10 protein-coding genes and 1 other RNA gene are annotated in these 13,240 nt (G+C 40.4%); 5 read left to right on the top strand and 6 right to left on the bottom strand.

The window, feature by feature from the left end:
* Positions 1-6: 6 nt before the first annotated feature.
* From PU02_RS01325 to purE, 6 genes are all read right to left on the bottom strand, one after another.
* The gene (locus tag PU02_RS01325) at positions 7-615 is read right to left on the bottom strand and encodes a 5-formyltetrahydrofolate cyclo-ligase (protein WP_053944606.1); all 609 of its coding nucleotides are present in this window, start codon (positions 613-615) and stop codon (positions 7-9) included.
* Positions 616-1,333: 718 nt separating this feature from the next.
* Positions 1,334-1,494: non-coding RNA, 6S RNA (gene ssrS, locus PU02_RS06500), on the bottom strand.
* A gap of 70 nt (positions 1,495-1,564) precedes the next feature.
* Entirely contained in the window at positions 1,565-2,452 is an 888-nt protein-coding gene (locus PU02_RS01315) for a tetratricopeptide repeat protein (RefSeq protein ID WP_053943741.1), read from the bottom strand.
* 70 nt (positions 2,453-2,522) lie between these two features.
* Positions 2,523-2,648: a type B 50S ribosomal protein L36 gene (gene ykgO, locus PU02_RS01310; RefSeq protein WP_053943740.1), complete on the bottom strand. Its 126-nt coding sequence runs from the start codon at positions 2,646-2,648 to the stop codon at positions 2,523-2,525.
* 979 nt (positions 2,649-3,627) lie between these two features.
* Positions 3,628-4,731 carry a 5-(carboxyamino)imidazole ribonucleotide synthase gene (locus PU02_RS01305; protein WP_082311391.1) on the bottom strand — a complete coding sequence of 368 codons (1,104 nt, stop codon included), beginning with the start codon at positions 4,729-4,731 and terminating at the stop codon, positions 3,628-3,630.
* A gap of 2 nt (positions 4,732-4,733) precedes the next feature.
* The gene (gene purE / locus PU02_RS01300; protein ID WP_053944604.1) at positions 4,734-5,237 is read right to left on the bottom strand and encodes a 5-(carboxyamino)imidazole ribonucleotide mutase; all 504 of its coding nucleotides are present in this window, start codon (positions 5,235-5,237) and stop codon (positions 4,734-4,736) included.
* Between the two features lie 446 nt (positions 5,238-5,683).
* On the opposite strand from purE, the gene infA reads away from it, so the two are divergent.
* The 5 genes from infA to PU02_RS01270 all read left to right on the top strand — a co-directional run bounded on the left by infA (position 5,684) and on the right by PU02_RS01270 (position 13,183).
* On the top strand, positions 5,684-5,902 hold the full coding sequence (gene infA, locus PU02_RS01295; protein ID WP_004856585.1) for a translation initiation factor IF-1: 219 nt from the start codon (positions 5,684-5,686) through the stop codon (positions 5,900-5,902).
* 425 nt (positions 5,903-6,327) lie between these two features.
* Positions 6,328-6,996, top strand: a complete 669-nt coding sequence (locus tag PU02_RS01290; RefSeq protein WP_053943739.1) for a Maf family protein — start codon at positions 6,328-6,330, stop codon at positions 6,994-6,996.
* A 71-nt stretch (positions 6,997-7,067) separates the two neighbouring features.
* Positions 7,068-7,250 carry a DNA gyrase inhibitor YacG gene (gene yacG / locus PU02_RS01285; protein WP_053943738.1) on the top strand — a complete coding sequence of 61 codons (183 nt, stop codon included), beginning with the start codon at positions 7,068-7,070 and terminating at the stop codon, positions 7,248-7,250.
* A 513-nt stretch (positions 7,251-7,763) separates the two neighbouring features.
* Entirely contained in the window at positions 7,764-10,373 is a 2,610-nt protein-coding gene (clpB, locus tag PU02_RS01280; protein ID WP_053943737.1) for an ATP-dependent chaperone ClpB, read from the top strand.
* 2,423 nt (positions 10,374-12,796) lie between these two features.
* Positions 12,797-13,183, top strand: coding sequence for a hypothetical protein (locus PU02_RS01270; RefSeq protein ID WP_414947431.1), 387 nt, complete (start codon positions 12,797-12,799; stop codon positions 13,181-13,183).
* Positions 13,184-13,240: the final 57 nt, after the last annotated feature.

The following is a 13,240-nucleotide window of genomic DNA, read 5'->3' as shown; positions in this document are numbered from 1 at the left end:
CACAATTTAACATTCAAAAAAATCTTTTTCTGTAAAAATACCATGCAAAACAAGATCATGCTCTATTGCAGGAATTGATGGAACTTCTTGGCATGAAAAACCTAATCCCCATAATTGTACAGAATGTCCCTGGGCTTTCAATGCAAAAAGAGCACGGTCATAATAGCCTTTGCCATAGCCTAAGCGGTGGCCTTGACGGTCAAAAGCCAAAAGAGGAACAATCACAATATTTGGTACGAGAATAGCCTGCTTTTCTTCAGGGCCAAATGTGTTAAAAGCCATGCGCTCTAAAGGATCGTTCAGTGAATAAGAACGAAAAACCATTGTAGTTTTATCAATCACAGCAGGTAGTGCTAAACGCCCACCTTGTGATAGCACATACTCTAAAAAGGGAAGAGGTGTGAGTTCTGATTTTATGGGCCAATAACCAGAAACAATCAATTGGGAAAAATTATCAATCCTTTGTTCAAGAGCATGGATCATATGAAAACATGCGTGATATGAAAAAATATGACGATCATGTTCAGAGAGTTGTTCACGTTGCGAAAATCCAACATGGCGAAGACGAGATCGAACCGATAAAATGGAAGATAAATCTTCAGCGTCTTCAAACATTATCTCATCCATTATTCTATCACGTTACGAAGACACAGAATTTAGAATTTCAGTGATTCTTCTTTTCATCACTTCCCAAAAGGTTTATTCATGAATGTAAATTTGTACCATCCTATTATATTAGCACTCAAGTGGGAAGAGGAGATGATGTTATATAAAATTTCTTCAACTATCATTTTATCCCATGGTAAGGGTTACAGAGATGCTGTGGGGTGGCAGAGATGCTGCGGGGTTGCAGAGATGCTGTGGGGTTGCAGAGATGCTGTGGGGTTGCAGAGATGCTGTGGGGTTGCAGAGATGCTGCGGGGTTGCAGAGATGCTGTGGGGTGGTAGAGATACTGCGAGGTGGTAGAGATGCTGTGGGATGGTAGAGATGCTGTGGGATGGTAGAGATGCTGTGGGGTTGCAGAGATGCTGTGGGGTGTAGAAAAAACTATCACAATATTTCTCTCTAGCACTTTCTGAGATGGTGTTTTTATGGAAGAAAATTCGTATCGTCCCTTAATTATAATAGAATGCAAGTGAAAAGAAGATGTGATGCCATATAAATTGAAAATAGGCAGGATGACGCATGGTGGAAAAAAGAGAGAATATGGTATCGTGAAAATTACCAGAACATGAAAATGGTGGATTATCACAGAGGCTAAAAAAGCCGATTACAGCAGTTTAAAAAGAAAAACTAACGCAATAAGAATAGAAAATGATGGAAAAATACAAATGGTGAACCGCAGCGACCGATGGAAAAGGTTGATTCCGGGGACCTACACAGTAGGTGGGCGCCGTATGAAAAAGCCCACGAGCCTTCTCAGGGACAGCTCCCTTAGGAATCAATAAGGCCCCGGGACGTCTGTTATTTCCTGTCGAGAAGAGCAGAACACCAAGGCAATTATAGAAGAATCTAACTTGTTTTACTAGAGATAAAATCTACAAAACTGAAATGATATAGGACTTAAGTGGACCGGAAATATTGTTCATCAAGAAGGATGCCAACACGCTTTTGCACCTCTTCCATCTTGGGGTAATAAGATAAGGCTGTCTCGTAGGCCTTGATAGCAAGATGTGGACGTTCTGTCGCTTCCATGACAAGGCCAAGCTGAAAATAAGCTATGTAATTACGGGGTTCAAGAAGAAGTGCTCGCTTGAGATCAAGAAGAGCATGCTTAAAGTTATTTAACTGAATATGAACCCATGCACGTCTTGTCCAAACCTCTGGGTAATTCGGAGAAAGCGCGACAACATTGTCTAAATAGTCAAGAGCTGCACTATAGGCATGGTCATCAATGCTGCGCTCAGCCCAAAGCATCAAAAGGTCAATGGTTTTATTACCTGATTGACTCCATAAGCGTTGGATCTTTTTGCTGAGGGATTTTGCTTCATTAGAATCTGCACAAAATTGCAATTCATTCAATAAACGCGCAATTTCAGCTTCTTTTTGTTGCTCATAGGAAGAAGATCTCGGTATTTGAGCGTATGAGGAGGAGGCTCTTTGACTTAGAGAAGAAGATGCCAACTTTCCGTGCAATGTAGATCTTTCAGGAGATTCCGGTTTTTCGAGGGATGTCGTCCCTTCAGGAGATGTTGGTTTTCCAGGGAAAGCCGACCCTTCGGGGGATGCTGGTCTTTCAAGAAGGAAAGAAGACGTTAGGAGATGCTGGTCAGAAAGTTCGAGATTTTGGCCAACAAAAATAATGCCCAGGGCATGGGTATGCGCATGAGCATGGTAAAACCGTAAAGACACAGAGCCAAAGAGAGGAAAACCCCTTGTAGGATTAAAGAAAAAGCAAAGAAAACCACCCATGCAGGCAAAAAAAAGCGCTTTTCTACCCAAAGATCCCATTTTCTTCAAATATACTGCCTAGTAAAAACACCACCATCAATTGCGCATGTTGTGCAAGGCGAGATAAGCTTCAACCCTGACGTGCTTTAAAGCGTGGGTTCGTCTTGTTTAAAATATAAATACGACCCTTCCGTCGCACCAACCGATTATCACGGTGACGTACCATAAGTGCTTTAAGTGAATTTTTTATTTTCATAACTACCACCGTTTATAATAAACTCGAAGATACAACAGATTTCAAAATTATAACTCCAATACAGGATACAAACCTGAAGAAGATATTTTCTAAATCTTTACAATCTATTGCTCACTTACCCACATTTGCAACTTCTGCTACATGAGAACCTTGATATAATGAAGGCTTGCTCAGAGAAAAGCTTTATACCCGAAAATATCAAACCTTTGAAGAAAAAATTTCCCTCAAGATGAATGATACAGATCAAGGTATATGAAAAACTCGCCAAGCAGATATCCACCAAGACAATAAGTTAGGCGAGGATTAGCAAAAATCCACGATCTTCCTAACAAGAAGTTTTTGTCTTGTCAACTTAATCAGTCCTGCATGAACGAAGGATGCTGCATAGGATATTGAAAAGAAAAATATTTATAAAAGGGGAATGGTTGGGGTCAAAATAGAGGCGGTGTTATGTTTGACTATGGTTAATTGAAAATAAATACCAGAATCAACCAGTTGAAAATAAACGTCAGAATCAAAAAGAGATATGAAAATTTCAAAAAATGATTAGGAAGGACCGTTATTGTTAGGTGCAAAATTGATCTATTCGAACCTTCTTGCCCTTTCGTGATTGAGAAAAAGTTGTAAGATTATGTTGAAAAGAGGCTGTAAAAATTCTTGGTAACCAAAAAAATTGGTCGAAACCCTGGTCAATCGTTGGTAACAGCTATGGTTAATCACTGGTGGGGGCCTTCGTTAATTATTGGTAGCAGCACTTACGCATTACCCGTTGTGGCCATGGCCAATTACCGGTGGCAAGCCTGGTTAATCACTGGTAACAGTTGCGGTTAATCACTGGTGGGAGCCTTTGTTAATTATTGGTAGCAGCACTTGCGCATTGCCCGTGGCGGGCCATGGCCAATTACCGGCGGAAACTCTGGTCAATCGTTGGGAACAGCTCCGTTAGCCGATGTTGCTAAGTTCATCAATGTTACCAGATTTACGAATTAGTGGTTGCTGGCCCAGTGAGTCGGATGACATGTCCCATTTTACGTTCCGGTTGCACCGTGTGTTTGCCATATAAATGGACAGAAGTGTTTTCTTGTGCCAAAAATGTTTTGTAATCATTCAGGTTACAGCCAAGAAGATTAATCATTTCGCAATTGCTATGGCGCTGCGTGCTCCCTAAGGGAAGGCCGCAAATAGCCCGAATATGCTGCTCAAATTGGGAAGTTACACACGCCTTTTGTGTCCAATGACCAGAATTATGAACACGTGGCGCAAGCTCGTTAACGAGAAGGCAGCCATCTGCTAAAACAAAAAATTCAATACATAAGACACCAACATAGTCAAGCACTTGCAAAATATGTGCACTTATCTCTTGTGCTGCTTTTTGCACAGAGCTGGAAATGGCTGAAGGAAGGCGGCTTATATGAAGAATACCGTCTTTATGCTGATTATCAGGACAGTCATAAAATACAATACTGCCTCGAATATTTCTCGCCGCGATAACAGATATCTCTGAAGAAAAAGGAACAATTTCTTCTAAAATTGAAGGATGTTGTTCAAGCTTTTCTGCAAGAGTATAAAGTCTTTGAACATTAGGATTGCGAAGAACCCACTGCATCTTACCATCATAGCCAAAACGCCGTGTTTTCAAAAGACCACTTCCACCTAATGCTGATAAGGCTGAAACTAAAGAGCTATGATCTTGAACATCATGCCACAATGCCGTGGCAACATTATTTTCATTCAGAAATTGCTTCTCAAAAACACGATCTTGCGTAATTTCAAGGGCTCTTGATGGCGGATAAAGAGGCCGTGCTTTTTCTATCCACTGAACTGTTATCAGCGGAAGATTTTCAAATTCATAAGTAACAACATGACAACGATCAATCAACTGACATAGGGCTGCATCATCGTCATAATTTGCTAAAAGATGGTCATTTGCTGTTTGCGCTGCTGGGCAATGTACTTCGGGGCATAAAACAATGGTCTTAAAACCAAGCTCTGCCGCTGCTATGGCAAGCATACGCGCCAACTGCCCCCCTCCTATCAAACCAATTGTGCTGCCTGGTTGTAAATCATGCGCTATAGAAACCATGATCAAAGTCCTGGATCATTTAAAGGTTGCTCAGCAACGCTCACCGTTTGCTCATGACGCCATTCCTCCAAACGCTGTGCGAGAGCATCGTCAGAAAGGGCCAATACTGATGCTGATAAAAGGGCCGCATTGATGGCCCCTGATTTCCCTATTGCTAGCGTACCAACAGGGACACCCGCAGGCATCTGCACAATGGACAATAAAGAATCTTGTCCAGAAAAATATGAAGATTCAATAGGAACACCAAAAACAGGAAGAGGTGTGAGTGCCGCTAACATGCCAGGGAGATGAGCTGCTCCACCAGCACCAGCAATTAAAACTTTAAAACCTGCCGATTTTGCTTCTTTTGCAAAATTATAGAGCCTATCAGGAGTACGATGTGCGGAAACAATATGTGCGATATGAGAAATCCCAAGATCTGCTAAAACAGAAGCACTATAGTGCATCGTTTTCCAATCTGATTGACTCCCCATTAAAAGCGCCACATCATAGCATTGCTGAGCCATGACACCATCCTTCTTCATAATTAAAAGAAAATTCCTGTCTCTTATACTCTTGTCACAAAGTCAACGAAATAAGTTTAGCACAGTTCAGAAAATGTACTAAAATCACCACTATCATTACTTTAAACAAAAAACGCTACGCAATACTCTCTCATCAGAGATCAAGGAAACAAAATATACACTAAAAAATAAAAATATACGCTAAGGGATCTCTATGTCTTGATCACGTCATTTTTTTGTTGAGATAGGGATAAAAAAATGAGATATGATGAAGATCTGTACGGTTTTGAAACGTTTTGGGTTATTGGCAAATAACTAAAAGAAGAAAATCCTTATCCTCTATGTTTGGCATGTGTTCACAAAAGTATGAAAATAGGATATGGGTGTGCTCCTTACGTATTTCATACGGTAGAAGTTAATTGTGCTAACCATAAAGGAAGTCCTCATTTATGTCCAAAGAAGAAGTTTTGGAATTTTCCGGTATTGTAACCGAGTTGTTGCCTAATGCAATGTTTCGCGTAAAATTAGAAAATGATCATGAAATTATCGCTCATACAGCAGGAAGAATGCGCAAAAATCGTATTCGTGTATTAGCTGGTGATAAAATCATGGTTGAGATGACACCATATGATTTGACAAAGGGACGCATTATATATCGTTATAAATGATGGAGGCGCGCTCATTGCTGCGCTCCTACGCGTTTCTCGTACTTTTTTCTTATGCATTTCACGGACTATATACTCTTGTACATTTATGCGTACCTGGGAGAGAGGGGCGATGATGTTGGGTTGTATTTTTAGCATTTTGCATTTTTGAGAGAATCTCAGAAACAGAAATATCAAAGGAGTGAGCAGGAGGGCTGTAAGTAAATTTCGGTTGAGAAAACAGAATTGGGTAATATGCAAAAAAGAACAGAGAGAGAAAACTTGTTGTTTTTCGGTGGTATATTGTGAAATGTCTGAATAAGACCTTGCAAAATAGATAAAAAGATTCTGTGAGGGGGTTTTCAATCCTGAATAATAACGAACAGCTTTGTTAATTTTAAAATACAAGGGCTTGTTGGTTTGAAAACGCAAAGGAATAAGAGGTTAACATGGGTATCGATTTGGTGCTTGCTTCTGCTTCGCCGCGTCGCTTAGAGCTTTTGGCTCAGGTCGGTTTAAAGCCGGATTATGTTTACCCAGCCGATATCAATGAAGCGTATGATGCAGATGAACAGCCAGCTCATCTGGCAAAGCGTTTGGCAGAAGAGAAAGCACTAAAAGCACAGGATGATTTTATTTTATCTCGTCAAAAAAATGCAGAACTACCTTTCCTCAAAAAATATCCGCTAGGGAAATATCTCATTGTAGCAGCTGATACGGTCGTTGCAGTAGGGGCGTTTATCTTACCTAAACCTAGTGGAGAAGAAGAAGCTTATAAATATTTGCATTGTCTTTCTGGGAAAAGCCATACTGTCTGTACTGCGGTTTCTATTCTTAATGAGTATGGCAAAAAAGTAACAAGGTTGGTTAAAACTTCTGTTCGTTTCAAATCTTTAACTCCTTCAAATATGAGGGATTATGTGGCTTCTGGGGAATGGAAAGGAAAAGCAGGTGGTTATGCTATCCAGGGGAAGGCGGCAGCTTTTATTGTGGAGATTTCTGGTTCTTACACAAATGTTGTTGGGTTACCCTTGGCTGAAACTGTAGCTCTCTTGAGCGCTTATGGATATCCAGTTTTTTCAAATTGGGTTCAAGAAGGGGACGTGCGGAGCGAATAGATTGTGAAGATGCTTCAAAGAGAAGAGCTCTTTTTAGAGAGTGAAAAAGAGGATAAGGAGTATGAAGTTTGATGCAAAAGCAGCCAGATTATCCACGTCGTGTGCCACGTCCTTGTCCAGAATGCGGTCGAGAATCGCGCCATGACACTTACCCTTTTTGTTCATCAAGATGCCGTACACTTGATCTGAATCGTTGGCTTTCGGGTGCATATGTTTTGCCTGGGCCGGCTCATGAAGTGGATGAAGAAGAATAATTTATGTGGAGCAAGCTTGTGGCGGGATAATGATCCATGATGTTGCCTGCGAGGGATAGCTTGTGGGGCAAGCTTGCGGGGGGATAATGATCCGTAAAGTTGCCTGCGGAGGGATAGCTTGTGGGGCAAGCTTGTGGGGCAAGCTTGTGGGGGGATAATGATCCGTAAAGTTGCCTGCGGAGGGATAGCTTGCGGGGAATTTGCAGAGGAATAGCCAGCTGCAAGAAAAGAGAAAAATGCAAGTTAATGCAAGTTAAGGAAATTTTAAGACAAGGGTGTCCTTCTCATTCTTTAATGTTTTTGAAGAATTTTAGAAGTTTTCTGCACTATTCATTATTCCCCCTTGCCATTAGTCAAACAACACACCATATCTCAGTTGTATCTTAACCATATTACCTTTTGAAGTTGAAGAGCATTTTGAGGTTATTATGAGAGTTGATTGCGTGGCTTAAGAGAGGGGTTGGCGTTATCCCCCATTATTAGGGGATAGGATAGTTCTAAAGGACAAAAACAATGCATCTAGAAAAATATAGCGAACAGCTGAAAATTTTTTTACAAATGGCACAAAGCAACGCTCTTTCTTCAGATCATCAGCAATTGATGCCAGAACATTTTTTAAAGGTGCTGCTAGAAGATGCTCAAGGATTAACAGTCTCCCTCATTCAAACAGCAGGGGGAGAGATAGCAACAATTCAAAAAACTTTGCAAAAAGCCTTGGAAGCTTTACCTAAAATACAAGGAGGTAATGGCCAACTTTACATGTCTCAAGCTTTGGCAAAAGTCTTTACCATGGCAGAAGAGCTCGCCCATAAAGCAGGAGATCAGTTTGTAACTGTGGAGAGGGTGTTGCAAGCGCTCATTATGGAAAAATCCGCTAAAACAGCCGATATATTAAAAAATGCAGGGGTAACACCCCAGGCGCTGAACAAGGCTGTTGAGACATTGCGTAAAGGAAAAGTGAATTCAAGCCCTCATGCAGAAAGCTCTTATGATGCTTTGAAAAAATACGCCCGCAATCTAACACAAGATGCACGTGAAGGAAAACTTGACCCTGTGATTGGCCGTGAAGAGGAAATTCGACGTGCTATTCAAGTGCTGTCGCGGCGGACTAAAAATAATCCTGTTCTTATCGGTGAACCCGGTGTCGGAAAAACTGCGATCGTTGAAGGTTTGGCAACACGAATTGTTAATGGAGATGTGCCCGAAACTTTGCGCGATAGACAGCTCTATGCACTCGATATGGGGGCTCTTATTGCTGGTGCTAAATATCGTGGTGAATTTGAAGAACGCTTAAAAGCTGTGCTGTCGGATGTGCAGGTTGAAAATGGGCAGGTTGTTCTCTTTATTGATGAATTGCACAATTTGGTTGGAGCAGGAAAAGCAGATGGGCCAATGGATGCTTCCAATCTCTTAAAACCTGCTCTTGCCCGGGGGGAACTCCATTGTGTTGGGGCTACAACTCTTGAAGAATATCGGAAATATGTCGAAAAAGATCCAGCACTTGCACGCCGCTTTCAACCTGTCTTCGTGCCAGAGCCAACAGTTGAGGATACGATCTCTATCTTGCGGGGCATTAAGGCAAAATACGAACAACATCACAAAGTGCGTTTGGCCGACAGTGCCTTGGTTTCTGCTACACGTCTATCAGATCGCTATATCGCAGATCGGTTTTTACCTGATAAAGCTATCGATCTTATCGATGAAGCTGCCGCACGGGTGCGCATGCAGGTCGATTCAAAACCTGAAGAGCTCGATGTTATTGATCGGCGGATCTTGCAATTAAAAATTGAACGTGAAGCTTTGAAAACGGAAACCGATTCTGTAACAAAGGAACGTTTAAAAACAGTGCAAGCAGAGCTTAAATCATTAGAAAAAGAGTCAGCAGAAATGACAATGGCTTGGCAGGCTGAAAAACAAAAATTGGGATATGCTGCAGACTTGAAAAAACGACTAGAAGAAGCACGAAACGCTCTTGCCACTGCGCAACGAAACGGACAGTTTCAAAGAGCTGGGGAATTGGCCTATAGTGTTATCCCTGAACTCGAAAAACAACTCAATATTGCTGAAAATGATGATCACGCAAACAATCTCGTTGAAGAAACTGTCTCTGCTGATCATATTGCCCAGATCGTTTCTCGTTGGACTGGGATCCCTATTGACCGTATGCTTGTTGCTGAGCGCGATCGTCTTTTGAAAATGGAAGACGATATCAGCAAGCGTGTCATCGGACAAAGTGAGGCCATTCGTGTAATCTCCCGGGCTGTGCGAAGAGCACGCGCTGGATTACAAGATCCTAACCGTCCTATCGGTTCTTTCATGTTCTTGGGACCAACAGGTGTTGGAAAGACTGAATTAACGAAAGCTCTGGCAGCTTTTCTCTTTCAAGATGATAAGGCACTTTTGCGTATCGATATGTCAGAATATATGGAAAAACACGCTGCAGCGCGGTTGATCGGAGCACCTCCTGGCTATGTTGGATATGAAGAAGGCGGAGTTTTGACTGAAGCAGTTCGGCGTAGGCCTTATCAAGTTATCCTTTTTGATGAAATCGAAAAAGCACATCCTGATATCTTCAATCTCTTGCTCCAAGTTTTGGATGAAGGCAGGCTTACTGATTCACAGGGGAGAACTGTCGACTTTCGAAATAGTTTGCTCATTATGACTTCAAATCTCGGTGCTGAATATTTGACGCATCTCTCAGAAGAACAAACTGTTGAGCAGGCCAGGGGGGATGTGATGAAAGTTGTTAGATCTTCTTTTAGACCAGAATTTCTCAATCGGGTGGATGATATTATCCTGTTCCAACGATTACAATGGAAAGACATGGAAGAAATCGTTGATATCCAAATAAAGAGACTGCAAAAATTACTTGATGAGCGGAATATTACCCTGGAGCTTGATCCGGAAGCAAAAAAATTCTTGGCCCAAAAAGGCTATGATCCTCTCTATGGTGCACGCCCTTTAAAACGCGTCATTCAAAGAGAAATTCAAGATTCATTGGCAGAAAGCCTTTTACTCGAAAATATTCAGGATGGAACTGTCGTGCATGTCACAAAGAAAGGGGATGAGTTGGTGTTTTCTTATTCTCAAGAGGATACTAAAATTCGACAAAAAAGACTGTGAAAATCTTAGTTATTCTGTATCTCAACTGCCCCGTATCTTAGTTGTCATGTGAATGGTAAGTTTGGTTATCATATGAATGATAGGGGATAAGATTTAAATGAATGATAAGTAATGGGATTTAAAGCTTGACGAGCCGTTTCGCAATTGTTATGTCATAACATTCGCCGGAATTCTTTGTGCAAGCGCCCCATTTTTAAGGCGCAAGGGGAGAAGTTGGAGAAAGGAAACTTCGGTTTCTTTCTCTTTCTTTTGTCCAAGGATGGACGTCTTTCTTTTTGTCTAAAAATGAGCGCAAAGTATATGGGGGTTCCTTTAGATTATTTTTTTAAAGGAGGGGTTCTTATGAGCTTTTTATCTGTATTTTATTGGTTAAACTTTCTTTTTAGTGGATGGTTTTAAAAAACTACAGGGATTGTCACACAAGACAACGTAGTTTTTGCTTTTGATTTCTTTTTGAACTTTGAGGTCGATGAGGCTTTTGAAGCTATCCAGTCTTATTATGACAGTTTCTGTATGAAATGTACCATAATTCCTTAAAGCATTGTAGGGGCGTTTGTTTTAATATGCCACTTTGCATGTTTTAGATTTCAAATAAGCCAGCAAAATTCAATTTTTGTTGGCTTTTCTGTTTCTTTTAAATCTATGATCATAACCAGCATATGTAGTTATGCAGGAGTAAATAGACATATCCATACTGCAGTGCATTTTTGTGCAGAATGCGCCGTTGCAAATAAAGCTACCGTGCAAATAAAGCTGCTGTTGAAAACAGATATGCCGTTGAAAATCGACCCATTATGAAAATAGATCCACCATATGGATGCATCATCAATAAAGCTGGGTAGCATAATAAAAAGCAGGTGGCATGAAGCAGGTGGCATGAAGCAGGTGGCATGAAGCAGGTGGCATGAAGTGTATGGCATAATATGATAACGATAATTGTTGAGTCGGGTGCTGAAAAGAGTGCAGGAATATTCACTCAAATGCGCCAAAGACAGAGAGTGAACTCTATGGAGAATTGTTGTTGATGGGGAATTATTGCTAAGCGATTGTCATGTGCAAAATCTTCAAGGCTCCCTTCAGTAAGGATATTGCAATGAGGATCTTTTGGGCACTGAAATATGCAAATTTTAGATTTTTCTAAGGTTATTAGGGCCAATTATTCAGAAGCTTAATGAAACTTGATGCATGATCAAATGCCAAAATTTTACCCGTTATAACGTAATATCCATAAAATATCTTTTTCTATAAAAATATAGTTTATCTAATAATTTTATTTTAAATTTATTTAATTTATCAATAACTGTTCTTTTAAAAGATAAACAAGTATAATATTTTATAAATTATTTATTTAAAGTATAAATACTTCTTCTTATAAGAAAAATACTTTATTGACAAAGTTTATCTCAACATATACAATTAATATATGCTCGGATTTTTAGGTTTTTCCACTTTGGGCAGCTTTTGAGGGGTAGCTCTTTGGGAGCTGTATTGCTGAAAGAAGTGGGGTTTGGGTGTATTTCAGATATTTTAGGGAACCATGGAATAGGAAGCGATTAGGTCCTTATTAGGCTCGGGTTCTTATTAATTAGGCCGTTATATTAATTGGGCTGTTATGGGTGCGAGATCCCTTTGGGGGGTGTGGTACACAAGAGCTATAGCGGCCTTTGTGGCTTTTTCTCTTTATGTCATGGGTATTATCACTAGAGTGCTTTGTGCCGTGATAATTATGCTCTCATTGAAAATGGAAATCTCTTTCGCCCCTGGATAATTTGTTTTTGTGCGGTGATTATCTTTCAATTGCAAAAATGATCGTTACAAAATGACCATTATATGGGTTCTTGAGAATTACCTATAGAAAGATTTTTAAATGATCTGCTCTTCAAAATTGAGGTTATTTTGTTCTAAGGAGATGTCTACGCATTTTCGAAAGAGAAAAGAGAAATTGGAAAGAAAGATTTAAAAGAGAAAAAGTTTTGACTTTAATGAACAATTTCCAAAAATGGGCGTAAATCACATATTTATGTCAAATTTTTAGTGTAGGGTCCCCCCGTTGTTGGGTAGGTGTGGGGAATCCAGTTCTTGTCAGTGTTGGCGTTCCTACCTCAGCTCTGAAAATTTCTGGGTGCGGGGGGTCATTTATTTCACTACTGTCTATATGTGCCAGTTACTATGTTGGGGTTTCCGCCAAGACAGTGCTGTACTGCACGGTGCTACACTTTTGGGAAGGATTAAGTTAAAATCCTTGTTGAGAAGTGGGGTGGAGTTTTGTGCATCTTTAAAGAGCATTATCGAATATTACCATTTTCTGTTTAGGGCAGCTTTTTTAAACGTTGCTGCTGGGGTTTTGTGGGATGTCTACATATTTTGTAGGGGGATCTACAAAATGGCATGAGGGGCATATCTAATTTTTAGGAAGGAATATTATTGTGACGAATGTACAGTGTCGTCCCTTGCAAGAAGGAGATGCAGTATCCCTTCTCTCTCGCAAAAGGGGGCGGCCAAGAGCTGCATGTAATCAAACGACAAAATTGCTTAAAGATGCTATCTTAATTGCCGCTGAGCAAGCAGGATACCATTATGGACATGATGGTTTGGTTTCTTATCTTCAATATCATGCATTGAATAATCCGGTACCTTTTTTTTCTCTTTTGGCAAAAGTTCTCCCTTTACAGGTAACTGGGGAAGAGGGAAATGATATGAAAAAAATTTCGCGTGTTGAAATTGTTCCCGTACTTTCAAATTTATCATCACAAGAGACACTTATTTCTGCAAAATGTGATGATGATAACTGCTCTGCTGCTGAGGTGTAATTTTGATTTGAATTTTGTGTAGATTTCTACATTTAGGCACCGTTTTAAGCTGTGGCA

It is taken from the genome of Bartonella ancashensis (assembly GCF_001281405.1).
GTDB lineage: Bacteria > Pseudomonadota > Alphaproteobacteria > Rhizobiales > Rhizobiaceae > Bartonella > Bartonella ancashensis.
This window is presented reverse-complemented; position numbering and strand designations above follow the sequence as displayed.